21 protein-coding genes and 1 pseudogene are annotated in these 22937 nt (G+C 50.9%); 12 read left to right on the forward strand and 10 right to left on the reverse strand.

Annotation, left to right across the window (positions count from 1 at the left end; all coding sequences use genetic code 11):
• Positions 1–197 precede the first annotated feature (197 nt).
• Positions 198–1553 carry an NADP-specific glutamate dehydrogenase gene (gene gdhA / locus R50912_RS15095; protein WP_442950519.1) on the reverse strand — a complete coding sequence of 452 codons (1356 nt, stop codon included), beginning with the start codon at positions 1551–1553 and terminating at the stop codon, positions 198–200.
• Between the two features lie 408 nt (positions 1554–1961).
• On the opposite strand from gdhA, the gene R50912_RS15100 reads away from it, so the two are divergent.
• From R50912_RS15100 to mnhG, 7 genes are all read left to right on the forward strand, one after another.
• Positions 1962–2570: a universal stress protein gene (locus R50912_RS15100; protein WP_042136847.1), complete on the forward strand. Its 609-nt coding sequence runs from the start codon at positions 1962–1964 to the stop codon at positions 2568–2570.
• A gap of 65 nt (positions 2571–2635) precedes the next feature.
• Positions 2636–5500 (forward strand): Na+/H+ antiporter subunit A, encoded by a 2865-nt coding sequence (locus R50912_RS15105; RefSeq protein ID WP_042236053.1) that lies wholly within the window; start codon positions 2636–2638, stop codon positions 5498–5500.
• The gene (locus tag R50912_RS15110) at positions 5500–5835 is read left to right on the forward strand and encodes a Na(+)/H(+) antiporter subunit C (RefSeq protein ID WP_042136851.1); all 336 of its coding nucleotides are present in this window, start codon (positions 5500–5502) and stop codon (positions 5833–5835) included. The genes R50912_RS15105 and R50912_RS15110 overlap by 1 nt, the downstream gene beginning before the upstream one ends.
• Positions 5832–7325 carry a Na+/H+ antiporter subunit D gene (locus R50912_RS15115; RefSeq protein ID WP_042236055.1) on the forward strand — a complete coding sequence of 498 codons (1494 nt, stop codon included), beginning with the start codon at positions 5832–5834 and terminating at the stop codon, positions 7323–7325. Before R50912_RS15110 ends, R50912_RS15115 begins: the two co-directional genes overlap by 4 nt.
• A 6-nt stretch (positions 7326–7331) precedes the next feature.
• Positions 7332–7811, forward strand: coding sequence for a Na+/H+ antiporter subunit E (locus R50912_RS15120; RefSeq protein WP_042136855.1), 480 nt, complete (start codon positions 7332–7334; stop codon positions 7809–7811).
• On the forward strand, positions 7808–8101 hold the full coding sequence (locus R50912_RS15125; protein ID WP_039306104.1) for a Na(+)/H(+) antiporter subunit F1: 294 nt from the start codon (positions 7808–7810) through the stop codon (positions 8099–8101). Before R50912_RS15120 ends, R50912_RS15125 begins: the two co-directional genes overlap by 4 nt.
• On the forward strand, positions 8076–8459 hold the full coding sequence (mnhG, locus tag R50912_RS15130; protein WP_039306101.1) for a monovalent cation/H(+) antiporter subunit G: 384 nt from the start codon (positions 8076–8078) through the stop codon (positions 8457–8459). The genes R50912_RS15125 and mnhG overlap by 26 nt, the downstream gene beginning before the upstream one ends.
• 65 nt (positions 8460–8524) lie before the next feature.
• Here the strand turns inward: mnhG and R50912_RS15135 are convergent, their stop codons facing one another.
• On the reverse strand, positions 8525–9778 hold the full coding sequence (locus R50912_RS15135; RefSeq protein WP_042236056.1) for an MFS transporter: 1254 nt from the start codon (positions 9776–9778) through the stop codon (positions 8525–8527).
• A gap of 174 nt (positions 9779–9952) precedes the next feature.
• Between R50912_RS15135 and R50912_RS15140 the strand changes: the two genes are divergently transcribed.
• Positions 9953–11065 carry a metallophosphoesterase gene (locus R50912_RS15140; RefSeq protein ID WP_042236058.1) on the forward strand — a complete coding sequence of 371 codons (1113 nt, stop codon included), beginning with the start codon at positions 9953–9955 and terminating at the stop codon, positions 11063–11065.
• A 53-nt stretch (positions 11066–11118) separates the two neighbouring features.
• Here the strand turns inward: R50912_RS15140 and R50912_RS15145 are convergent, their stop codons facing one another.
• Positions 11119–12489: a cryptochrome/photolyase family protein gene (locus tag R50912_RS15145; RefSeq protein WP_042236060.1), complete on the reverse strand. Its 1371-nt coding sequence runs from the start codon at positions 12487–12489 to the stop codon at positions 11119–11121.
• Entirely contained in the window at positions 12486–13013 is a 528-nt protein-coding gene (locus R50912_RS15150) for a MepB family protein (protein ID WP_042236063.1), read from the reverse strand. Before R50912_RS15150 ends, R50912_RS15145 begins: the two co-directional genes overlap by 4 nt.
• A 297-nt stretch (positions 13014–13310) precedes the next feature.
• Here R50912_RS15150 and R50912_RS35900 point away from each other — a divergent pair.
• Positions 13311–14021 (forward strand): annotated as a pseudogene (locus R50912_RS35900) (serine hydrolase domain-containing protein); the annotation flags it as partial.
• Positions 14022–14326: 305 nt separating this feature from the next.
• Here the strand turns inward: R50912_RS35900 and R50912_RS34205 are convergent.
• A complete protein-coding gene (locus R50912_RS34205) occupies positions 14327–15442 on the reverse strand; it encodes an IS110 family RNA-guided transposase (RefSeq protein WP_081956510.1) in 1116 nt (371 codons plus the stop codon).
• A 192-nt stretch (positions 15443–15634) separates the two neighbouring features.
• On the opposite strand from R50912_RS34205, the gene R50912_RS15165 reads away from it, so the two are divergent.
• Both R50912_RS15165 and R50912_RS15170 read left to right on the forward strand, forming a co-directional pair.
• Positions 15635–16135 (forward strand): hypothetical protein, encoded by a 501-nt coding sequence (locus R50912_RS15165; protein ID WP_042236065.1) that lies wholly within the window; start codon positions 15635–15637, stop codon positions 16133–16135.
• Positions 16136–16166: 31 nt separating this feature from the next.
• Positions 16167–16340 (forward strand): hypothetical protein, encoded by a 174-nt coding sequence (locus R50912_RS15170; protein WP_197073087.1) that lies wholly within the window; start codon positions 16167–16169, stop codon positions 16338–16340.
• A 200-nt stretch (positions 16341–16540) separates the two neighbouring features.
• Here R50912_RS15170 and R50912_RS15175 read toward each other — a convergent pair whose 3' ends face one another.
• The 5 genes from R50912_RS15175 to R50912_RS35905 all read right to left on the reverse strand — a co-directional run bounded on the left by R50912_RS15175 (position 16541) and on the right by R50912_RS35905 (position 21571).
• Positions 16541–17296, reverse strand: a complete 756-nt coding sequence (locus R50912_RS15175) for a (2Fe-2S)-binding protein (RefSeq protein WP_042236067.1) — start codon at positions 17294–17296, stop codon at positions 16541–16543.
• 13 nt (positions 17297–17309) lie between these two features.
• On the reverse strand, positions 17310–18272 hold the full coding sequence (locus R50912_RS15180) for an ABC transporter substrate-binding protein (protein ID WP_231637860.1): 963 nt from the start codon (positions 18270–18272) through the stop codon (positions 17310–17312).
• 120 nt (positions 18273–18392) lie between these two features.
• Positions 18393–20048: a helix-turn-helix domain-containing protein gene (locus R50912_RS15185; protein WP_042236069.1), complete on the reverse strand. Its 1656-nt coding sequence runs from the start codon at positions 20046–20048 to the stop codon at positions 18393–18395.
• A 408-nt stretch (positions 20049–20456) separates the two neighbouring features.
• Positions 20457–20714 carry a hypothetical protein gene (locus R50912_RS15190; protein ID WP_042236070.1) on the reverse strand — a complete coding sequence of 86 codons (258 nt, stop codon included), beginning with the start codon at positions 20712–20714 and terminating at the stop codon, positions 20457–20459.
• A 506-nt stretch (positions 20715–21220) separates the two neighbouring features.
• Positions 21221–21571, reverse strand: a complete 351-nt coding sequence (locus R50912_RS35905) for a DUF975 family protein (RefSeq protein WP_231637861.1) — start codon at positions 21569–21571, stop codon at positions 21221–21223.
• A 675-nt stretch (positions 21572–22246) separates the two neighbouring features.
• On the opposite strand from R50912_RS35905, the gene R50912_RS15200 reads away from it, so the two are divergent.
• Complete coding sequence (locus tag R50912_RS15200; RefSeq protein WP_052416362.1) at positions 22247–22798, forward strand: hypothetical protein; 552 nt, start codon at positions 22247–22249, stop codon at positions 22796–22798.
• Positions 22799–22937: the final 139 nt, after the last annotated feature.

A 22937-nucleotide genomic window follows, 5' to 3' on the forward strand; every position in this document is an offset into this window, starting at 1 on the left:
AATCCTGCACGAAATACAACATTTCCTTCAGAATATCGGGTCTAATCAAGAATTGTTGTATAAAAAGCAGCATTTTCCACGTAATCAAGCGCAGGTAGCTTTACACATATAGCAACAGATCGATTGCGGGTAGTCCATACAACTCGCTGTAATAACCAAAGCTTGTTCCGCCCGCCATTAATCTGCTGCTTATTTAGTTACACAATCCCCTGCGCCAGCATGGTATCGGCGACCTTCAGGAAGCCGGCGATGTTGGCTCCGGCCACCAGGTTACCGGCAACCCCATATTCCTCTGCCGCCTGTACGGTTCTGCGGTAGATACTCTTCATAATCTCCTGCAGCCTGGCATCGACCTCTTCGAAGCTCCAGGCCAGCCGCATGCTGTTCTGGCTCATTTCAAGTCCCGAGACCGCTACTCCTCCTGCATTAGCAGCCTTGGCCGGAGCGAACAACACATCATTCTCAAGGAACAATTCAACCGCTTCAATCGTCGTCGGCATATTAGCCCCTTCGCCGATGGCCTGAACCCCGTTCAGAATCAGCGTCCGGGCGGATGCCAGATCAAGCTCATTCTGGGTGGCGCAAGGCAGGGCGATATCGCAAGGCAGACTCCAGATTCCGCTGCAGCCATCAATGTACTGGGCATGCGGATGCTCCTTCACGTATTCGCTGATGCGCAGGCGTTCGGTTTCCTTCAGTCTTTTGACAGTAGCGAGGTTGATGCCTTGCGGATCATGAATGTATCCGTTGGAATCACTGCACGCGATAACAAGAGCTCCCAGCTGCTGAGCCTTCTCGATAGCATAAATAGAGACGTTTCCTGATCCCGAGATAACTACCCGGCTGCCCTCGAAGCTGGTTCCCAGCGTGGACGACAGCATTTCCTGCACGAAGTATACACAGCCGTAGCCGGTAGCCTCCTTGCGTGCCAGACTGCCGCCGTACAACAGCCCTTTTCCGGTGAGAACCCCGGCCGCATGTCCTCCGTGAATCCGTTTATATTGTCCGAACATATAGCCGATCTCGCGTGCGCCGACACCAATATCCCCTGCGGGAACATCCGTATCCTGGCCGATGTGGCGGTACAGTTCCGTCATGAAGCTTTGGGTGAAGCGCATAACTTCCTGATCGGATTTATCCTTGGGATCGAAATCACTGCCGCCTTTGCCGCCGCCCATGGGCAGGCCGGTCAGGGCATTTTTGAAAATCTGTTCGAAGCCCAGGAACTTGATAATGCCAAGATAAACGGATGGATGGAAGCGGAGTCCGCCTTTGTAAGGGCCGATGGCGCTGCTGTATTGAACGCGGAAACCGCGGTTGACCCGGACCTTGCCGGCATCATCGACCCAGGGCACGCGGAAGGATATGCTGCGCTCGGGTTCAACCAGCCGTTCGAGAATCCCATGCTTCATATATTGCGGATGACGGGCCAGGACAGGCACGAGACAATCCAGGAACTCCTTGACCGCCTGATGAAATTCGGGCTCTTGCGGGTCGCGCTGCTGGACCTCCGCGTAGATCTGATGAACATATTGTACAGCCTGGTTAGTAATTTCTGAAGTAACGGAATGAACGGTGGACACTTTAGCTAGCACTCCCTGTCTGATAGTGGATTCGGGCAGCCCCGGATTTATTTTTAATTTAAAAGAATTCTATAAAACCTAACATCAATTTACCAATCAATTATTTTTGGTGTGGTCATTAAGAAATTCTATGAACCTTACATGCGATGCCAGATATAGCTTGTGAAAGGACTGATTTGGGCTTCAATATAATGGTAATTATGTTTCAATGTTGTCATATCCTTGTCCGTAAACTTTACAAACAGTATCGGAATAGATATAATTTAAGTATAATTTTTAGGGTTTGAAACAACAGAAAGGGGCCTAACGCCAGTAGGCTCCTTTTGTATTTCTTGCCCATGTTACAGGAGGGCGAAGGTCATTCACAAGGAAAAAATTATGGTATGCGTTCATTATGGTCCGCACGGGGAGCGTTTGATCCGGCGTGGAGTCGAGCTGTCTGAGATGCTGGGGGCACCGCTTTATGTGCTCAATGTGGATAGCTCGGATAGTGATGAATACAATCAAAGCAAAGAAATGTTCATGGCGGTCTGGAAGCGTCTCGCCGAGGAGGCCGGAGCAGAGTTTATGGTCCGCAAACGCCGGGGCCGCAAGACAACGGATGTAATCGTTGAAGCGGCAGAAGAGAAGGATGTCACGCAGATTATTATCGGACAATCCGCCCAGACACTGTGGCAGGAGCTGACCAAGCGCAATTTTGTCAATGAGCTGATCAGTAAAATGAAGATGATGGATCTGCATGTTGTGGCAGTACAGCGGATGCGCGCCGGTCTTGAAGAGACGCATGAAGAAGGTGTAATCTCCTATCTGGTGAAGAATGAGGGCGTTTATCAGCTCAGTGATGAGCCGGAAGGTCAGGATTTCATCAAAGGGAAATTTTTTCACGAATTGCACACGGAATTTGAGAATGGCTTATTCAGAATTGAGCAAGATGGTAAAGCGAGATATTTGCATATCTGCGAGGGGACACTTAGCGATCCCTTATAATCGTTTTTACTTCCAGTAGTATGTACTATTGTTCACAACTTAATTTGTAGAGTGGAAAAGGAGGCTTGCCTTTGCTGCATATAACCGTACTTGTTCCGTTTCTGCTGGCCCTAATGATAGCGCTTCTACGCGGGCGGATGGCCTGGCTCCACCGGGGTTGGCTAGTACTTGCCGGACCGCTGGCGTTGTTCATTTATTTCTTGACCCGGATTCCTGTCATTAAGGGAGGGGACTCCGGATATGAGACTGTATCCTGGATTCCGTCCCTTGGCATTAATCTGGTATTTCATCTGGATGGATTAAGTTTGCTGTTTGCATTGTTAATTACGGGAATGGGGATGCTGGTCATCTTCTACTCGATTTATTATCTGGACAAACGCAAAGAAGAACTGACCCCGTTTTATGTATATCTCCTAATCTTTATGGGCGCGATGCTCGGGGTGGTAATGTCCGATAACCTGATGGTTCTGTACGGCTTCTGGGAGCTGACAAGTGTATCCTCCTTCCTCCTGATTGCCTATTGGCACCGTAGACAGAAGTCACGCTACGGCGCACTGAAGTCGATGCTGATCACGGTCTTCGGCGGTCTGGCAATGTTCGCCGGCTTCCTGATGCTGTATGGCATAACAGGGACCTTCAGTATCCGTGAAATCTGGAGCCAGGCCGGGGACATCAGCGGACAAACGCTGTTCATACCGTCGATGATCCTGATTCTGCTGGGGGCTTTCACCAAATCGGCCCAGTTTCCGTTTCATATCTGGCTGCCGGATGCGATGGAAGCACCGACCCCGGTCAGCGCATATCTGCACTCGGCAACGATGGTCAAAGCAGGACTGTATCTGGTCGCGCGTTTCAGCCCGGTGTTTGCGGGGCAACATGAGTGGTTTTGGATTGTGTCGGGCGTCGGCCTGATCACCTTGATCTATGGATCGATCCAGGCGATGAAGCAGACGGACCTGAAGGCTCTGTTAGCCTATTCTACAATCAGCCAGCTGGGGCTGATTATGGGATTACTGGGAATGGGATCGGCAGCTTCATTCTATACGGGCGAAGAGGCTGTGTTCTTTACCGCCGCAACAACGGCTGCCCTCTTTCATTTAATTAATCATGCCATATTCAAAGGTTCGCTGTTTATGGTGGTCGGGATTGTCGACCATGAGACGAATACACGTGATCTGCGCAAGCTGGGAGGACTGGTGTCACTGATGCCGGTGACCTTCACGGTAGCGCTGATCGGCAGCTTCTCCATGGCAGGCCTCCCGCCGTTTGCCGGATTTCTGAGCAAGGAAATGTTCTTCACGGCTGTACTGAATATCAGACAGCTGGATATCCTCAGCCCGCAATCTTTCTTCACGATCTTTCCGGTGCTGGCCTGGATTGCAAGCATATTTACCTTTGCATACAGCATGATTATGGTTTTCCATACCTTTTTCGGCAAATACCAGCCCGAGAAGCTGGATAAGAAGCCGCATGAAGCACCGTTTGGGCTGCTGCTTCCTCCGATTCTCCTGGCACTGCTGGCCGTTATCACCGGCCTGTTCCCGAACATCCTGTCCAAGACATTGATTGTACCGGGAATGAATGCTATTCATCCGCAGCTTGCGGCAAGCTCGCCCTTTTATGTGAACATTTATTTCTGGCATGGCTTCACAGCTGAAGTGTGGATGACTCTGGGGGTGATCCTGCTGGGAATTGTCGTATACCGTGTGTATGGCCGGTTAAGTCTGGTCGATAAGGAATGGCGCAGCGGGTATACACTCAACCAGGTATACGACGGCAGTATCCGGCTGGTGGAGCGGGTGTCCCGTTCGGTGACAGGGCTATATATGACAGGCTCCATGCGCCATTATCTGATGTATATTTTCACCTTGATTATTGTTGTAGTTGGCGGTTCATTGCTGTACGCAGACGGAATTACGTTTGGCCAAGGGCAGTATGCTCCGGTCACCTTCTTTGAAGTCGTGGCAGTGCTGGTCATGCTGACAGGTGCGCTCGCGATTCCGTTCGCCAGGTCCAGGATTGCGGCAATTCTGTTAACGGGAATGGTAGGGTATATGGTGACATTGCTCTTCATCCTGTTCCGTGCACCCGATCTGGCGCTTACGCAGATGATCGTCGAAGTGGTGTCGGTGACGCTGTTCCTGCTCTGCTTCCGGCATTTGCCCCGACTGAAACGGGAGAAGGTCAAATTCCGGGTAAAGATCCCGAAGCTGATTATCGCCGTAGGATTCGGGGCAACGATGACACTTGTCGCACTGGCAGCGCTTGGGAGCAGTCCGTTCGAGTCCATCTCAAGCTACTACGTGGAGAACAGCTATACCCTCGGCGGCGGCAAAAATATAGTCAACGTGCTGCTGGTGGATTTCCGCGGCTTTGATACCATGTTTGAGATTACGGTGCTTGGTCTGGCCTCGCTGGCTATCTATTCAATGATTAAGCTGCAGCTTGAACCGGGTAGTAAGCCTGATCTGGTCAGAGATGTGCCGGACGATAACAAGCCGCGTTATGCGCGCAGTAACGATGTGCTGCTGCAGTCTGTGGCCAAAGTGGCCTTCGTGATTATTATTACCTTCTCGCTGTATTTGTTCTTTGCCGGTCATAACCATCCGGGCGGCGGATTTATCGGCGCATTGATGGCTGCAGCCGGGCTCGTGCTGCTCTCGATTGCGTTCGGTACAGAGTTTGTAGAGAAGGTGCTGCCTGTCGATTACCGTAAGTTAATTGCGGCCGGAATTTCTATAGCTTTTCTCACAGGGATAGGTTCCTTTGTATTCGATGTTCCGTTCCTGACCCAGACCTTCGGCTATTTCGAGCTGCCGGTGATGGGCAAGACTGAACTTACTACAGCAACACTGTTCGATCTGGGCGTATACCTGTCAGTGATCGGTGTTACCATGAATATCATCTTTACGATCGGGAGGGATAACTGATGGAGATCCTTATTGCCCTGGCGATCGGCGTCTTGTTTACCGTAGGTGTATATCTGGTCTTATCCAAAAGCCTGCTCCGCATCCTTCTGGGGACAACACTGCTGACTCACGGTGTTCATCTGCTGCTGCTGACCATGGCGGGACTTAAGACTGGCGCTTCACCGCTGCTTGGCGAGAAAGCGGAGAGTTATGTCGATCCGCTGCCGCAGGCGCTTATCCTTACTTCGATTGTAATCAGCTTTGGGGTATCCGCGTTCTTCATCGTGCTGGCTTACCGGGCATACCGCTCGGCAGGCATGGATGATGTGGAAGGAAGCAAGGGGGAGAGACCATGAACAATCTGCTGGTACTGCCTTTGCTGATTCCGGCCTTTACGGCGGTCATCCTGATTTTTCTGAAGGAAAGAATTAACCTGCAGCGTATAATCAGTGCAATCAGTGTATTTGTCAATATTGCTGTTGCGATAATTATTGTGTATCAGGTGAATACAAACGGGATTCAAACGCTGTACATGGGAGGGTGGCTGCCGCCCTACGGCATCGTCTTTGTTGCTGATATGTTTGCGGCATTGCTGGTATTAACCACGGCGGTTGTAGGCGCGGCCTGCCTGTTCTTTTCCTTCGCAAGCATTGGGGAACAGCGGGAGCGGTTCTACTACTATACCTTCTTCCACTTCCTGCTGACCGGTGTGTTCGGCTCCTTCCTTACGGGAGACCTGTTTAATCTGTTCGTATGCTTCGAGGTATTGCTGGTTGCCTCCTATGCGATGATTGTACTGGGCGGAACCCGGGTTCAGCTGCGGGAGACACTGAAATATATTCTTGTCAATGTGATCTCCTCCAGCTTGTTCGTAGCGGCAATTGCTTATCTGTACGCTGCGACAGGTACGCTTAACATGGCGCATCTGGCGGTCCGTGTAGCGGAGGCGGGGCAGGGCGGTGTCATGAATGTAATTGCTGTACTGCTGCTGCTGGTCTTCTCGCTCAAAGCCGGTCTGCTACTGTTCTTCTGGCTGCCGGATTCATACAGTGCTCCTCCCCTGGCTGTAAGGGCGCTGTTCGGAGCCTTGCTGACCAAAGTTGGGCTGTATGCCATCACACGTACATTCTCCCTGATTTTTGTTCATGATCCGGGGCTGACACATACGCTGATCGGCTGGATGGCCGGAGCAACAATGATTCTTGGAGCTGTCGGCGCGCTGGCTTACAATGATCTGAGCCGGATTTTTAATTACAATATTGTGATTAGCGTAGGCTTTATTGCCTTTGGCATATCGGTGGCAACCCAGGATTCATTAAACGGGGTAGTGTTCTATCTGATGCACGACATGATTGCCAAGGCGCTGCTGTTCTTCCTGGGCGGTATGATTATTGCAGCGTCAGGAACGGAGCAGCTACGGCAAATGGGCGGCCTGATCCGCCGGTATCCATGGACGGGCTGGATGTTTTTCATCCTGACTCTGGCGCTGGTGGGCGTTCCGCCGCTTAGCGGTTTCGCGGGGAAAGTGATGATGGTCCGCAGCGGCTTCGGGGAGCAGCACGTCGCTCTTGCACTTATTGCACTGGCGTCAAGCTTCGTTGTGCTCTATTCGCTGATCAAAGTGTTCCAGGAAGTGTTCTGGGGTGGTGAAAGAAGCGAGGAAGAAGTCCACCCGCTGCGCTACAAAGCAATGATGGCACCGGCCGCAGTGCTGTTTGTCCTCATCATCCTGATGGGGGTCGGCGCCGAAACGGTGAACGGGCTTGTGGCCCAAGCCGGGGCCGTGCTGGCTGATCCGGCAGAGTACATTAACGCTGTGTACATTAACGCTGTCATGAAGGAGTAGATGAAGATGGCCTTTCAAATATTATTAAATCTCATGATAGCGTTCTTGTGGATGTTCCTGAATAATGACTGGACGGCCTCCGGCTTCATTGTCGGGTATGTGCTGGGTATTGCCGTTCTTATGGCTATGCGGCGTTTCTTCGACGGGCGGCTGTATCTTGGCAAGGTATGGGCTATTGTGAAGCTGGCTGGCCTGCTGCTGCGGGAACTGGTTGTATCCAGCTATATCGTGGTCAAGGCGGTGCTTCGGCCGAACCTCAACATCCGCCCGGCCATCCTAATGTACCACACGGAGCTGGAGTCGGACTGGGAGGTTGCCGTGCTGATTACACTGCTCTGCTTGACTCCGGGGTCCGTGGTGCTGGAAGTATCCAAAGATAACCGGACGTTATACATTCATGCGATGGATATACAGGATGTGGAACAGTTCGGCGCGAATATCCGCAATACGTTCGAACGAGCGATTCTGGAGGTGACCCGTTCATGATTCATTTTATACTCATGCTGTCGCTTTCGATCATGGTCATTTCGATTGCAATTTGCGCCTGGAGGCTGGTCAAAGGACCCTCGCTGCCTGACCGGGTCGCAGCACTCGATACAATCGGAATCAACCTGCTGGCGATGGTGGCGGTTCTCTCGATCCTGTTCAAGACTGAGGCCTTCATTGAATACATTCTGCTGATCGGCATTCTCTCTTTCATCGGAACTATGGCGCTGGCCAGATATATCGAAAGGGGAGTGGTGTTTGAATATGGAAATGATCAAGACGGCCGTTGAATTGCTGTTCGTATTGCTTATCCTGACAGGTGCACTCCTCAGTGCTGTCAGCTCTGTGGGGCTGATCCGTCTGCCGGATGTCTACTTAAGATCACATGCTGCTGCCAAAAGCGCTACGCTTGGTGTATTGTGTGTGCTCAGCGGGGCGTTTCTCTACTTTGCTTTTTTTCTCGATTACGTCAGTGCAAAGCTGCTGCTGGGGATTGTCTTCGTATTTATGACTTCACCGTTGTCAGCCCACCTGACCGGCCGGGCGGCCTACCGCTCCGGTGTTCCGCTGTGGAACCGCCGTATCCAGGATGACCTCAAAGAGGTGCTGGAGAAGGAACGGATCAAGTCGGATTCTTCAACGTCATAGCCGTAAGGTGTAAACAGGGATGTCCTCCAGGCCATAAATGGTCTGAGGGACATCCCTGCCCTGGTTTATTGTGAAAGCTGCTGCGGAGAATTGTGATTCTGTGCAGTCCGTCTGCGGTACAGATGCAGCAGTGCGTATGAGAGGACGAACGCAGCTGTAACCAGCCATAGAGGGATTCGCGGATCGAGCTTGTACGCCCAGCCGCCGATGATGCCCGCAGGTGCAGTGAACAGCAGGATCAGCACGGACAGTGTGGAAAAGACTTTGGCCCGTTTATCGTCATCGATGGCGTTCTGTACGGCAGCCTCCAGATAAGGTGAACTGATCATCAGTCCCACGGCTGCCAGTATGGTGCTGAGTCCGATCCACAAGAGGCTGGACGAAGGATATAACACCAGCATAGCATTGGACAGCGCAGATAGTCCGAAGCCGGCCATCATGGAGCGGTTGGCGCTCTGGTCCGGGATTTTGGGCATAAGAAGCCATAAGGTCAGCAGCATGATTATAGAGGAGACTGCGGGAAACAGGGAGAGGATACCGCTATCCATATGCAGATAATCAGCCAGGTACAGTGACAGATAGGTGCTCTTCAGCGTGGCCTGGAAATTGAACAGGATGTATACGCCGAAGATCAGCAGCAGATTGCGTTCCACCCACAGCTCACGGAATGCTCCGCCATATTCGACCATAATTTCCCGCAGTCCAAGTTCACGTGTTTCCTGACGTTTCCTTATTCCGGCTTCGGTTTCACGGGTCGTTAGCTGACGGCCGACGAACTGGAAGGTCATGAACAGAAACGCGAGCACATACATCATCCGCATCCCCTGAATCATGCCGTACTGGTGTACAAGCAGACCGCCCAGCGGTGCAAACAGCCCTCCGATGACACCGATAATCTGCAGCAGCGTGAAGACATACGTCCGGTCAGAGGGCCGGGTGTCCTCGACAATCAGGCAGTAAAAGGCAATATGCGGGACACGCTGGAAGCCGTTTATGACCGCAGCAGCTACAAAAAACCACAGATTGTGTGAAAACGCCCATAATAGAGTTGCCAGGCTCCAGCTAAGCAGGTCAAAGTATAAAATAGCCCGCTTGCGTCCCAGACGGTCCGTCAAATATCCGCTGATTAATGAAGAGAATACCTGTACGATCAGTCCGATCGTGGTAATCCAGCCGATGTTCAGCTCCGACAGTCCCAGCTCGTACATATAAAGCGTGGCATAGGTGGAGAACATGCTGTAGGGAATCAGGAAAAAAGGTTCAAAGGTTAAGCAGCCCCGGCTGTTTCCCTGCAGCCGCGGAAATAAAGGTTTGGCCATGATTAAATCCTCCAGGGTTGTCTGTAAAGTAAGGAAAGGTCCAAACCATTAAATGATAATTACAGGACAATGTCAACAACAAAACACAGCTTAGTTGCAGTAGTGCCTGAAGTTACTGTAGACTGGTTAGAAAAGATTTTGTGCTCGGGATGAAATTTACATAAGGTGGTTAACATGTATATCCTTATCGGAATCGTATTTATCATTGTATATGCCTTAATTGTATTCTACATCGGCTGGAGCGGCTGGGGCTGGATCAAGCCGGTAGTGTCTGGCAGGTTCCGGCTATTCTATATCCTTGCGCTTGTTTTTCTGGCCAGCTCGCTGATCCTGTCCAGAGTGGTCGCAGGATCGGCCATTTTAAGTGTTATCGGCAGCTACTGGCTGGCATTGTTCAGCTTATTGATTATGCTGCTGCCGCTTGTTCATCTATCGGTCTGGTTAACGAAGCTGAGCAGGCTGCCGCGTCATGCCGTTCAGAAGTGGTCGGGGATTCTTACTATGCTGCTGCTGGCCGGTCTGCTTGGATTCGGGAGCTTCAACGCTTACAGTCCGGTTGTCCGTTCGTATGACATACAGATCGACAAGGCAGGTCCGGCGCAAGGTGAACTTCATATTGTGATGGCCTCTGATATGCATTTTGGCTATTTGTCGGGTAAAAGCCATGCGCTGCGGATGGTAAAGGAGATCAATGCGCTGAAGCCGGATATTGTCTTATTCCCCGGTGATATTGTAGATGATGATATTGTGCCGTATAAGGACAAGGGCATCGGTGCGATTTTAGCGGAGATTGAAGCGCCGCTCGGCGTGTATGCTTCTCTGGGCAATCATGACCGCTTCAAAGGCGGGACGGAGGAGATCATCAGTCTTCTGGAGGAGAGCGGGATTCAGGTCCTCTATGATGAAGCCATTGAGGTGGGAGACTGGCTGACGCTGATCGGGCGGAAGGATTATAGTGATAAGGAACGTGCGAAGCTGGAGGATCTGACCAAGAACACAGATCCTGCTAAGCCGGTGTTTATGCTGGAGCATCAACCGGTCGGTTTCGACACAGCAGAGGAGCAGGGGATTGATCTGATGGTCTCCGGTCATACCCACCGCGGACAGATTGCGCCTGCCAATATATTGACTGACAGATTGTTTGAGAATGACTGGGGATATCTGCAGAAAGGGCAGCTCCATTCCATAGTATCCTCCGGATATGGATTCTGGGGTCCGCCGATCCGTATCGGATCGCGGTCGGAGGTAGTATCCATTCATGTGAATTTTAATCATTCAGAGCGATAGTACAAGAAGGGTCCATCCGGATATTCGGATGGGCCTTTCTTGTTATAAGCAGCTCACTCTTGAGACGCAGCTCCTTTGCTGCTCAATATTTCCTTGTAGAGTTCTATAGCCAGCGCCCGTGACCGCTTAAGATCAACAATGGCATCAGCGCGGGGCAGGTGGATGGCCTGGTCTGACAGTTCTGACAGCTCAGGCATCCAGGTGCGTATATAGCTGCCGCTTGGGTTGTGGGTCTGAGACTGGGTTACCGGATTCATCACCCGGAAGTAAGGCGAGGCATCGTACCCGAGTGAAGAGCTCCACAGCCAGCCGCCGCGGTTCAAAGTATTGTCATAATCGCTAAGCTTCAGCCGGAAGTAGCGCTCCCCGTAAATAAACGGGCAGCCGAGATTCTTGGTCAGGAACATCGCAGTAATCATCCGCAGCCGGTTTGGCATCCAGCCGGTTTCATTCAACTGGCGCATAGCTGCATCAATGACCGGAATACCGGTCTTACCGCTGGACCATGCCTCGAAATTACATGTCCCCAGAGCAGACAGATCATATACATTCTCGTAGTTGAAATAATCAGGTTCCAGCCGCGCCTGATACAGATAGAAATCCCTCCAGGCCAGCTGTCTGAGCCATTCTTCCCCTAAGTGCCCGTTCTCCGTAAGCCGGCTATAGACCGTCCGGACAGAAATCGCCCCTGTATTAAGATGCCTGCTGAGCCGGCTTGTCCCTTCCTGCGAATAGTTATCACGGTGTGCCGCATAATGCTGCAGCTCCGTTTGCAGGAAATCCTCAAGCAGATGACGGGGACTCATCGTCTGCGCAGGCTGGGCAAGCGCTGTGAGCTGCCGGGTAATCTCTCCGGGAATCCGGAAGGTGTCAGTTATTTGCGGATGAATGTCCACGGTTTGCAGTTCCTGCAGACCCGCAGAGTAGGGAGGCCGGAAGCGTTCCGAGAGAAAACTGCGCCAGCGGCGGTAAAAGGGGGTGAATACCTTAAAGGGCTCACTCCGCCCGCACCAATCCATGAAATCTTCCAGGTCACAGAGCATGCTGTCATGATGGGTGTGAAACCGGAGGCTCAGCGCATGGGCCGTGTCACGAAGAAGCCTGTCTCTTTTCAGAGCATAGGGGGTATAGTCGGCATGGATCCTAACCTCATGAATCGGGTGAACCCCGGCCAGACTCCTTAAGATAGCATCCGGCTCCCCGTAAAGAATATGGAGAAGCTTACCTTGACGTTCATATTCCTGCTGCAGGGTGGATACATGCTGGAGGAAATTCAGGCCGCTATGCTCAAGATAACGTTCATTCCGTAACAAAAAAGGCTCCAGAATCAATACATGCAGGGAGTTTTCCTGCGCAGAGCAGATGGCGTCAAAAGCCGGAAGATCATCTGTCCGCAGATCCTTCCGGTGAATGAACAGAATCATAGCTGTAATTCCTTTGGTTCATACAACCGGGTTAAGGCCTGCATATGCTGATCGTTCATGGGAGCTACTCTCGAAAAATAAGGCAGCTGCCATTTCTGCGCAGCAGAAGCCTGCTTATTAGTCACGGTATCCCAGTCCGGATACACGCGCATTGCCATTTTTCCTGGTGCATCCTTGTCCGCCAGCACCCCTTGCATTCTCAGCACGTCTTTGGGAAAGACGAACTGTCCACTCTCCCCGCTGAAGGGATGGAAGGTGTGGATTACCAATATATCGGGAGCGTTCATATAGGCAAAAGCCCGGTTTTTCCGCTCCGCATCCTTTTCCCAGAAGACGACAAACTGCCCTGTCTTCGTTGGGGTGATTTTTGCAACACGGAACCGAACGGACAGAGTATTCAGCTGGAACCACCCTGCGCCGTATTCGGCATTCTGCGGTTCTTCCCGCACTGAATCAACAGTGAAGCGGGCAGGTGCATAAAACGCATCAGTTATATAAGCTAACGTATTATAAAAGTTATTCATGAGATGCCTTCTTCCTGAGTGGTTATAATGCTGTCTTCAATTAAGATAATACCAGTCCATCCGGCATAAATGTAAGCTGTCTGTAATGTTATGGAGATGATATTTGTTAGAATGGGGGAACTGCAGGAATTTACCCGACTAAAGGAGAGGTTTAATTGTCAAGAAAAGGATTTACCGTTATGTTCTCAATACTATTGCTATTATCCGGCAGTATCACGGCATTTACTGCCGGGAAAGGCAGCGGAGGAGCAGTGGGAGTAACCCCATCAGGGATTCCGCTGACCCGTTTGGAAGCTTTTGCCGGACCATTTCCTGACCAGGCTGAAATATGATGATCCCATTACGATGCTTCATCTGATGAACCACAATGCCGGATTTGAGGAGTATATGTTCGACATGGCTTATCAGTCCCCTGAGGAAGTGCGCTCTTTGGAAGAGGGGCTGCAGCTTGCCCAGCCGGCACAGATTTACAGACCGGGTGAGGTTGTAGCTTACTCTAACTACGGCAACTCACTGGCTGCCTATATTGTGGAGAGAATCAGCGGCCAGCCTTATCATGAATACGTTCAGCAGCATATTTTTGATCCCCTCGGGATGAAGGATTCGATTGCCTATTCTGTTGTAGAGGACCGTCCGGAGCTGCTGGAGCATAAAGCTAAAGGTTATTTCTTCGAGGGAGAAGGGAGTTTTACGCAAGGATCATGGAATTATATGTCCATGTACCCTAACGGAGGCAATAACGGCACTGCAGAAGATCTGGCTAAGTTTGCGATGGCATTCATGCCTGCAGCCGGAGAAGCATCCCCTCTGTTCGAGAAGCCGGAGACACTGGGCACGATGCTGACTCAGAGTTATACCTCAGCTGAAGGAATGCCGGGTATTGCCCATGGGTTCTGGGAATATCCCGGAATGAAGCGTACGCTTGGACATGGCGGAAATACGATTGCATTTGCCACCAATCTGCAGATTGTGCCCGAAGACCGGTTCGCGATTATAATTATGACCAATCAGGCCAGCGAATCCAATGCTATGAACGAATTTGTCAATCCCCCTGTTTCTTCCCTTTTTAACAAAGGTTTTTTCAATCCCTTGGGCATGGAGACAACATGCGAGTCGTCGGCTGGCACACTGCTATCCGTGGGTTGGTTCCACATGTTAGGCCTACGTCGAAGGAGCTTCCCTAAACTATTGTCGCACGTCAAACCCATCCGGGTTTTGTGCAGTTGGATTTCGTGGATTCTCCTTGAACCTTTCTCGTTGTCTCCATGCCCCAAGGATTCATCCTTTGGGGACAGGCTTTTTCTTGTTCTATATTATGCGATTCCTGCTTCTGCCTTTACCGCAACACACCAAATGAATCCGACCAATTCCCGTCCCACCGCTGCGATCACCAAGTTTCGGTGTTTTCCCCGTTTGACCATCTGCACATATTTTTTGTGCAATCTCTCCTGCGCCTTCCATGACGTTTCCTGGACATGAGCACTTTGCCCTTCTAACCGCTTTTCTAAATCGCCTTTGACCGCCGGAAGGTAACGGTAACTCCAGGCCGATTCCACCAAAGCACGCCTTACGGAGGCTTTTCCTGTTTTAGTCAGGCGGCCCCGTCTTGTCTTGGGTCCTGTAGAAGATTCCCGCGGAACCAGTCCCAGGTAACTCATCAGCTGCGCAGGCGAACGGAACCGCTCAAAATTCCCGATTTCAACGACGAGCGTCATGGCCGTGAGCAGGGCAATCCCCCGAAGACCCTGGAGCGCTTGAATCACAGAGGCGTACGGGCAGATTTCGGCTTCTTTCCGCATGGCCTCCTCTAGCCGTTTAATGCGCTCCTCCACCTCCCGCAACTGTTGTTGCATCTCGGTGAATACCCGTTCTTGCGCGGTATGCTCAAACGTCAAGGTAGAGAGCCACAGCCGGTATCGTTTCGTCCAGCGTTTTTTCATCTCTTCCGGGGTGTGGATCTGGTGCCGTAACAGAAAATGAACGAGGTGCTGCCGGGCCCGGTGCAGTTCTTCCCGAGCATTCTCCCGGGCTCGGATGAGATCCCGAAGAGCCTCGAGTTCCGGAGTGGGTACATGAATGGCCGTCAATTCTCCCGCACGGTGGAGCTGAGCGAGCCGCTCTGCATCCCGTCGGTCGGTTTTAATGGCATCGCCTGAACGCTGAGGAATACGTGAGGGGGCGATGACCGTGCAGGAAATTCCCATCTTGGTCAGCCAGCGATACAAATCATACCCGGTGGGTCCCGCCTCATAGCAGACTTCAAGAGTAACCTCCGGGCTTTTCAGTTTCCGAATGAGTCGTCCTACAGCATCTGGCGTATGGGCAATCGCTCCGTGATACCGTGCGGGGTCCCGTCCCTCGTCTGCAATCGCCACTGCAATTTTTTCTTTTGACACGTCCAAACCTACGTATTTTATGGTATTCTTCATAGTAACAGCTCCTTTCGCATTTAGCTCTGAAATGGTTGTCCTTACTCCCATTTTAACCTAAGGTGTGCGAACAGGGGCTGCCTTTCGTTCATCATAACTATTGTACATGGTCTGACCAAAGCAATACTGGGCACGCGTGAGCAGGAAGATGCCGGTGATCTGCCGGATTCGTCAGAGGTTCAAGGCGAATTCATGGCTGCGCGGCGCCCCGGACACGGCTTCATGAATCTATTCCCCTATCTAACGCTGATGAAGCTTGAGCCGCAGGGGGAAGATCAACTCCGGGTATCACTTGCCGGGATGACTGGAAGCTATAAGCAGGTTCAGCCCTATCTCTATGAGAAAGTGAGCGGAGACTCGGCGCTGGATGCCTGGCCAATGCTGCATGCCACGGTCAGTGAGGGTAAGGTGGAGGCCATCTCGGTATATACGACAGATTATTTGCCGCTGCCTGCTGGTAAGTCAATGCCGGTGCTGCTCATGAATGCCGTGCTTGCGGCACTGGTTATCCTCTATTTCGTTATCGCCCCGTTTGTCTTGCTGATACAGGCAATATTGAACAAGCGAAGAGCCGGAACACGCCCTGAACCACGTGCCGTCAGCCGCATGCTGGCAGCTGGCCTCACTTTGACAGGCACCGGCATTGTGGTGAATAACCTGATTCTGGCCTTGAGGATGCTAAGCAACAATTGAACGTGCCTACGCAGAAGTGTATCCGCAGATTTTGGTTAACTATGGTCTGACTGGACTGGCGGTGTTGTTCTTGGCCGCGCTGCTGCTATCCTGGAGGAAGAACCGCTCTGCTTCAACAGCCCGTGGCAAGTGGTCAGCTATTCTTCCTATAGTCATGATGGTTGTTCTGGTGGGGTTGCTTGTATTCTGGCAGTTCTACAGTTAATAGCGCAACCAATTACAGACGATTGAAATACATGTTGAAAAAGCCCAGCCTTAATGATCCTTTTCCCTATACTGATTACCAATATATGATAATTGAAGAATACATCGCCAAGGGACGCATGCTCACCGGCGATGTATTTTTTGCGTTCCGAAGAGAGTGCGGTGTAAATGCGACTTTATGCTCAGCTTGTTGTTGTCTGTCTATTCCACCGGCAGTATAGGACAACTGCTGCAATATCCATGATCCGCTCTGAGCTGGTAGGCCAGACAGCAGGTTGCCTTAATAGATATCAAGTGATGAGGGGGGCTTGGGTCCGTTCGGAATCTGGCTAGAATGCGGAACGGATTACTGCGAAGTCCGAAGTCCTCCGGCTTCAGCGCCCAGGTCACAGCCTTGAATTGTTCGGTGATCTGAGCGCGGCGGATCTCACTTGCTGCATCCTGGGCTTCCTCTTCCATGAAGGTATACAACTGACTGTACACCTGCTTCCACAGCATCACTGCTCCGGTCTGTGAAGCCTCGGCAAGCGCAGCAATAATCGGTCTGACATCATTATTGTAGAACATTCCAAGCTCGTCTATGAATTCATTTCCCTTACCCGTCCGATCATAGACACCCTCCCGCAGATTATGGATAGGGAAGGCGAATTCGGGGTATCCCTCCGTGCGGAGGAGCTGCACAGACATATTGCTCCCGCACAAATCATAAGCCATCGGGTGTCCAGCCGTTAGCAGTACAGCTTTGGCTCCGCAGATTCCGGCGATCCAGCTGCAAAAGATGGCCGCCGCGAGTCGTTTGTTCGCCGTTCCAAGCATAGAAGCATAAGTGCTGAGCAGATGCTCTGCTGCAGCAGGCTGGCATAATTCAGTAAGTGATATAGTAATCACTGCATTCTCTACGGCTTCAGGAAAGATAAAGAAACGTTCTGCCCACTGCATGTTTCCAGTTTCGCACATCCTGAAATCCCCTTTATTTCGAGTTGCCTCCGAAGGCCTCTAGAACCGCATCAATCGCATAGCGATTCGCCAGCGGAGACATGCCCAGGTTAAACCAATCCTTGCCCGCCATCATGTACACCTGATTATTCTTCACTGCCTTCATGTTCTTCCACAGAGGGCTGTTCAGCATATCCTCATAGGTTTGCTGCACCTCCGGGCTGTCCTCATTATTCAATTGCAGAATGAGGTGGTCGGGGTTGAACTCCGGTAACTTCTCCAGGGATATGGATAGTGACGGATCTTTATCAGGGAAGTTTGGAATCATCTCCAGTCCCAGGGTGGTATGAATAAACTTGCCGCGATCGATCTGATCCCCATAGAGAACGAAGCTGTTAGGCATAACCATCATATACATCACGGTTTCGTTGCCAACCAGGGCATCTAACTTCAGTTTGGCTTCGTCTTCCTGGACCTCGAGCTCCTGAATGACTTTCTCTGCAAGTTCCTTCTTGTCCAGCACCTCGGCGATATCCTTCAGTTCATCACGCCAGTCCTCACGTTCGGGCAGCAGAACCGTCGGTGCGATCCCGGATAACTGGTCATAGTCCTTGCCTGACCACCATGCGGGAGCAAGGATGAGATCTGGATCGGAGGCCAATATCATTTCAAAATTCGGGGTTTTGGCAATGCCCATTTTCAGAGTATCCTTGAAAGGCTCTTGTAGATAGGTAGGGAACTCTTCCTGGTAATTCTGAACTGCGACGGGTGTAACGCCTAAGGCTTGCAGAAACTCCGGGTAGACTACGGATAGGCCAACGACTCTAGTGGGATGGGCAGGGATCTTAATCTCTCCTTGTTCACTGTTCACTACACGATAATCCGCTTTCGCTGTAGCGTCAGCCTTGGCCTGTCCATCCTTATTTGAGCAGGCCGCCATGATCAATATCAGGACAATAGCCATACACAATGCCATACCTTGTCTCATCTGTCTCATATATTTTGTAACCTCCTGAGTATTGATACCTTCATCCTCACCTGATAGTGAGAATCAATATCACTGTTAGGAGTATAAAACAATCCTGAGTATTCGACTATTGACGATCACGCCAATATTTTATGTCCAATTACGCCACAGAGACAGTGCCAGCTCAAGAATCAGCTCCTGTGTAAACGAGTTATACTCTGTCCAGGGGAAGGGAGGGAGAAGCTCAACACGCGAATATCCGGCTGAATCAGGATGCTTCCACGGCGCCTTATCCCGGAGCCTGGACCAGATGGCCTGCGAGCTGGCATCCTCATCTACAATCAGCAGAAGCTTGTCCGTATCCGCAGACTCCAACTCTTCCAGCGTCAAGGTCTGCCCTTCAAGCTTGCGGTTCACAACGTTCGCCGGAATAAACTGCAGATCATCGTAGAGTACTTCACCTAGGCTCCGGTTAGACATCACGGTGATTGTCTGTGCAGATATCCGGGCAATCAGCAGTCTGACACTGGCGGGTTCAAAGACGAAGTCTGCCCGTATAGATTTGGCTTTGCGCTCATACCGGTTTAGCCATGCTGCCGCCTCCTTTGACTTGCCCAGGCAATCTCCAATGAATCTTAATTGCGTCCGCCAGTCCATGGGATGACGGGGCACCAGATAAGTGGAGGCAAGCTCTCCAAGCTGCTGCTGTATAGCCGGACTTAGCGTTTGCTCCAGACCCAAGATGTAATCAGGACGGAGGGAGGCGAGCTGCTCTATTCTGCTCTCATCATCCTCGGCAAGCGGCAGCACTGCACCTGGCTCATATTTACGGCGGTAATATTCAGTCCACGGATGGTCAGCCGGAGCAGCGAAGGGAATAATATTCAGCGTAAGCAGTGCCCCGATTAGATTGCCGTGGTAGGCAACGATCTTCAACTTGGCATTCCGCATGAAGGTGGCCGGAGCTACACCCGTAACTTGCTTGAACTTGCGCCGGAAATAAGCAATATCCTTGTAACCGACGTAAGCGGCAATATCCTTCAATTCATAATTCGTATGCGGCAGCATAAAACTTCTTGCTTGTCTGATCCGGTATTCGGTCAGGTATTCAATCGCGCTGAGACCGTATCTCTGCTTGAATAGCCGGATGAAATGCCTTACGCTAATGCCTGCTTCGCCCGCGAGCAGAGCGATGGAGAGATCCTCACGGTAGTGCTGCTCTATATAAGTCTTGACCCGCTCCATAACAGCGTCGGTATCGCTCGGCTGCAGCTGGTCTGCATCGCTGAGCAAGCTGTACAGCAGTTCATAGAATCTGCTCTGGGCCCGCAGCCGCTCCAGGCCGTTATCACTCCGCATGGAAGCGGCGATGGCTTCACAGTGTTTGCTGTAAGTAATCGTTGAAGCAACTGCGGCTTCGCCTTCCCATGGGAAGCGACAATGAAGCTCCGGAGAGCTTGCCGGTTCATGAGGTTCATGAGGCCCAGGCAGATCACGCAGCCCAAATACATCAAAGCGCAGAATATATAATCCCAGCTCTCCTGAGCTGTCTAACTGTGCTTCGATTAGTTGCCCAGGCAGGCACACGGACACATATCCGGGTCTGAGTTCGCTATACTTGCCGTCCACAGTGATCCAGCCCCGGCCCGAAACTGGAATCAGGAGCAGATGCGATTCAAGAAATTGCAGGCGGAGTGAACACTCTCCCGTGAGACTGCTGTTCTGCTCAATGCTGCGAAGCCTGAACCACATCTGATTAAGCTGTCCGAAGGTTCCCGCAGGAGGGATCCCGTTCTTGTCATTCATTCTTCGTACCACCTTCCGCTAACTGTCACCGTGCAGATCAATCTCCCTCAGCACCCTTGTGAGTACATGCCCCAGATGGATAAATGCCAGCCTGGAGTGACGGTAGAATGTAGGGGGCTCATATGAAAAGCTTCGGTTGCTGCAGTGTATATTGGACGCAGGGAACCTCTCTGTGAGCAAGACTGTTCTGGACCGCATCCGGTGATATCGTCCCGGGTCCCGCCGCTGGAAGTCTTCCCGCAACATCCGCGATACGAGCTGGTGCAGGCGGAGTCCGCTCAAACCGGTACGCACACAAGACAACCTGCTCAGTTATTGTCCGGCAAAAAAAAGCCGCCCGGCTTCAGCAAGCAACTGAGCACGGGCGGCCCGTCATATTCTTATTCGCAAACGGTACGTTAACCGTAATCAAACGTTTGTGCTTGCATGTTCGAGAGCGGTCACGGTGTTTTCCTTTTTAGAAGACTCGGAGTCCTGGCGCTTGACGGCTTCTTCGTCCCGCACACCATTTAATTCATATTCGTTCTGGTGAAGCTCCTTGAGCATATTCCGGTAAATATGGGTCTCCTGACGGTCCAGTCCGTCGCGATTTTCTTTCATAACCCAGTTCTCGACTGTCTTCTTCAGAATTTCGCTTTTCCGTTCCAGTAATTCCGTATAACTCAAATGACTTCATCCTTTCCGGTTTGCGGTTTCAGACGCCGGATGGACCTTGTTTACCTGCGGTTAGTAAGATTAACATCACATCCGGCGTAATGTTTACCATTATACAGGAAATACGGAACGCACCCAATGCGGTCCAGTCTTCTTCAGGCAGGGTGAGCACGGCTAAGGCCGGAACAGGAGGGCCTCAACGGACCGCTTCGCAGAAGTGCTGACAGATGCTCCGGGATGCGGACAGATGCTGCACGGAGACGAAGGAGTCTTTTTGAACAAGGCCGGCTGTTTACTTTTGTATACAATGCTTTTCAGTTGAATTATGTTGTGTACTTGTATAAATAGTGGAAATCAGACATGGATCAATTAAGAGCTTGGGGGTGAGCGTGCGAAGAGAGCTGGCAAATCTAACAGGGCGCCGTAGAAGCTGAGTCAAAGGTAATGGAGCTGCTGCAGTTTGACGATTACCGCTTTCAGCAACGCCATCCTGGTATTAAAGATTAACTGATATGATATTAGTAAAACGGGGTCTGTGCTAACCGGAGTTCATGGGCCGTTGTCAAATTATACGAAAGTGCATTGTGGCGCAACTCCAGGTACAGCTCGGCCTTAGTGGCATTGATATAGGGCTGAACAAATAATACGCCGATGCCGAGTGCCAGCAGGCCCAGCAGAATCCAGCCAATGAAGCTCAAATCAAGCACAAACATGCTGAATTTATGACCGCGTGTCATTTGCTTGCTTAATTCTACTGCGCGGTTATACCCGATATGCGGATTGTCCGCAAGGATGTAAGGCACCTGACTGTACGCATAGGATTTTACAATGCCAGGAATGATCAGCAGAAGGAACCATAAGAAATTCAAGAAACCTCTCCAGAGCATAGTTAGAACTATAGCCCAATACCGGTCCCTGTTAAACGCATAGCCGACATTGCCCATCCGGACTTCACCCTCGGCAGATCGTTTGAAGTAGCGCAGTGAACCTACAGTAAGAGGGGAAGCGATCAGGACATAAAACGCTATTCCAATTACTACGAAGATGCCAATTATGAATAATGCGATTGCAAGAAAAGACCCTAACACGCTCCAATCTACTTCCACACCGGAGCTGGAAATTTTAGAACGTGCCGACGATCCCCAGTTCCGATTTAAGCTTGGAAGACCTGAGCCTTCTCCGAGAAAGACCAGCAGTAAACTTACTACAAAAGCCTTCCAATACGAGGTGCGGAGAACATTCTTAGCCCTTCCCTTTATTTCTTTACGATCCCACATCAAAAAACCTCTTTCCTTGTTAGCATTTTATTCTTCGTCTTACAATTGATACCATAGATTATGTCATTAGACAATCCATTAATTACTGTAACCTTTGACTGAATACAGAATTGATCTTTTTTTATTATTTTAGCCAGCTAAAAGTGTCACACTAAGTATAGATACAAGCAAACGCGGCAAAGTATGCCCCGTCTCCTAACCTATTCGGAAGAAGGCGGGGTTTTGTGCGTTTAGAAGCAAATTACATTGCAGAGTGAGGGATGGACAATGGGCTTTAAGGAAGAACATGAGCATTGGCTGGCCGGACATTTTCAGGGACTACACCCGGAATATGAAGTTAAGGATTGGCGTGGCAGATCCTATTTTGTCGATGTATTATGGGAGGTAGGAGTCTCGCGTATTGCATTTGAGATTATGGACTTTGGCTCACATGGCACGGACCGGAGCAAATACCGGATGGACCTGAACCGCGGGCTTTTCCTACAGTCACAGGATTGCATGCTGCTCTTTATATCACTGGATGAGCTGAAAGAGAATCCGTCGTTCATCCTCTCCGCGCTGCGGAGTATTCTGTTTCCATATTTGTCGGCAGAAAGGTCTGTACATAGCAGCGCTAAGAGAACCTATTCTAAAATTGAATGTGATTTGATGCGGTCAGCCCTCCGTCCCCATCGTATCTTTCGCCCGGCTGAAGCTGCGAGAGAGCTGGAGCTGCATACAACGACGGTCATTAAAACTGCCGCATGCTGGTGGATAAAGGGGAATTTCACCCCGTGGCAAGAGGAGTATCTCAGCGAATTATTTATTATGAGTATATAGGTACGCTCCAAAGTCCAGATTTGATCTGATGAGTAATGTAACCGGCGAATGGTTATGGAAAACCAGCCATGTAAAGAGGCGGCGGGATGATGAATTGCTCCTCTAATTGGCTCTAATGTTGATTATTCGCCGGTAGCCA

This window comes from Paenibacillus sp. FSL R5-0912, from assembly GCF_000758605.1.
In the GTDB taxonomy this organism is placed as follows: Bacteria; Bacillota; Bacilli; order Paenibacillales; family Paenibacillaceae; genus Paenibacillus_AQ.

Coding starts and splice junctions, on each gene's coding strand:
- R50912_RS15175 (WP_042236067.1), bottom strand. CDS start 17,296: ATGTGCGAAACTGGAAACATGCAGTGGGCAGAACGTTTCTTTATCTTT.
- R50912_RS15145 (WP_042236060.1), bottom strand. CDS start 12,489: ATGATTCTGTTCATTCACCGGAAGGATCTGCGGACAGATGATCTTCCG.
- R50912_RS15135 (WP_042236056.1), bottom strand. CDS start 9,778: ATGGCCAAACCTTTATTTCCGCGGCTGCAGGGAAACAGCCGGGGCTGC.
- R50912_RS15180 (WP_231637860.1), bottom strand. CDS start 18,272: ATGAGACAGATGAGACAAGGTATGGCATTGTGTATGGCTATTGTCCTG.
- R50912_RS15150 (WP_042236063.1), bottom strand. CDS start 13,013: ATGAATAACTTTTATAATACGTTAGCTTATATAACTGATGCGTTTTAT.
- R50912_RS15200 (WP_052416362.1), top strand. CDS start 22,247: ATGGGCTTTAAGGAAGAACATGAGCATTGGCTGGCCGGACATTTTCAG.
- R50912_RS15110 (WP_042136851.1), top strand. CDS start 5,500: ATGGAGATCCTTATTGCCCTGGCGATCGGCGTCTTGTTTACCGTAGGT.
- R50912_RS15140 (WP_042236058.1), top strand. CDS start 9,953: ATGTATATCCTTATCGGAATCGTATTTATCATTGTATATGCCTTAATT.
- R50912_RS15165 (WP_042236065.1), top strand. CDS start 15,635: ATGGCTGCGCGGCGCCCCGGACACGGCTTCATGAATCTATTCCCCTAT.
- R50912_RS15185 (WP_042236069.1), bottom strand. CDS start 20,048: ATGAATGACAAGAACGGGATCCCTCCTGCGGGAACCTTCGGACAGCTT.
- R50912_RS15120 (WP_042136855.1), top strand. CDS start 7,332: ATGGCCTTTCAAATATTATTAAATCTCATGATAGCGTTCTTGTGGATG.
- R50912_RS15115 (WP_042236055.1), top strand. CDS start 5,832: ATGAACAATCTGCTGGTACTGCCTTTGCTGATTCCGGCCTTTACGGCG.
- R50912_RS15125 (WP_039306104.1), top strand. CDS start 7,808: ATGATTCATTTTATACTCATGCTGTCGCTTTCGATCATGGTCATTTCG.
- mnhG (WP_039306101.1), top strand. CDS start 8,076: ATGGAAATGATCAAGACGGCCGTTGAATTGCTGTTCGTATTGCTTATC.
- R50912_RS34205 (WP_081956510.1), bottom strand. CDS start 15,442: ATGAAGAATACCATAAAATACGTAGGTTTGGACGTGTCAAAAGAAAAA.
- R50912_RS15100 (WP_042136847.1), top strand. CDS start 1,962: ATGGTATGCGTTCATTATGGTCCGCACGGGGAGCGTTTGATCCGGCGT.